This is a genomic window from Actinomadura sp. CNU-125 (assembly GCF_001942465.1).
In the GTDB taxonomy this organism is placed as follows: Bacteria; Actinomycetota; Actinomycetes; order Streptosporangiales; family Streptosporangiaceae; genus Spirillospora.
The window spans coordinates 1-1,032 of the sequence record NZ_MKJY01000552.1; the positions used below are offsets into that span (position 1 = coordinate 1).

A 1,032-nucleotide genomic window follows, 5' to 3' on the forward strand; every position below is an offset into this window, starting at 1 on the left:
CGGCGGCGGATGCCGATGTTCGCCTTCATGCGCGGGTCTTTCGCGTACTCGGCGTACATGTAGTCGCGCTCTTCGTCGGTGACCATCTCCAGCGTCAGCTCGTCATGGTTGCGCAGGAAGATGCCCCACTGGCAGTTCTCCGGGATCTTGGGGGTCTGCGCCATGATCTCGGAGATGGGGTACCGCTGCTCGCGGCGCACCGCCATGAAGATCCGCGGCATCACCGGGAAGTGGAACGCCATGTGGCACTCGTCGCCGCCCGCACCCGGATCGCCGAAGTACTCCACGACGTCGCCGGGCCACTGGTTCGCCTCGGCCAGCAGGACGCGGTCGGGGTAGAGGCGATCGACCTCGGCGCGCACGCGCTTGAGGTACGCGTGCGTCTCGGGGAGGTTCTCGCAGTTCGTCCCCTCGCGCTCGTACAGGTACGGGACGGCGTCGAGGCGGAAACCGTCGATGCCGAGGTCGAGCCAGAACCGCAGGTTCTCCAGCATGGCGTCCTGGACATCGGGGTTGTCGTAGTTCAGGTCGGGCTGGTGCGTGAAGAAGCGGTGCCAGTAGTACTGCCCGCGCACCGGGTCGTACGTCCAGTTCGACTGCTCGGTGTCGACGAAGATGATCCGCGCGTCCGGGTACTTCTCGTCGTCGTCGTGCCACACGTAGAAGTCGCCGAACGGGCCGTCCGGATCGGTGCGGGACGCCTGGAACCACGGGTGGCGGTCGGACGTGTGGTTCATGACGAGGTCGGCGATCACCCGGATCCCGCGCGCGTGCGCCTCCTCGATCAGCTCCACGAAGTCCCCGAGCTCCCCGAACTCCGGGAGGATCTTCGTGTACTCGGCGATGTCGTACCCGCCGTCCTTGAGCGGCGACTCGTAGATCGGCAGGAGCCAGAGGCAGTCGATGCCGAGCCACTGCAGATGGTCGAGCTTCCCGATGAGCCCGCGCAGGTCGCCGTAGCCGTCGTTGTTGGAGTCGGCGAACCCGCGCACCGACACCTCGTAGAACACCGCCGTCTTGAACCAGTGCGGG

Annotated in this window: 1 protein-coding gene; it reads right to left on the reverse strand. The window is 66.3% G+C overall.

The window, feature by feature from the left end:
* Window positions 1-1,032, reverse strand: a 1,032-nt coding sequence (locus BJF79_RS40295; protein WP_262403288.1) for an alpha-amylase family glycosyl hydrolase, incomplete at both ends; no start/stop codon positions are given.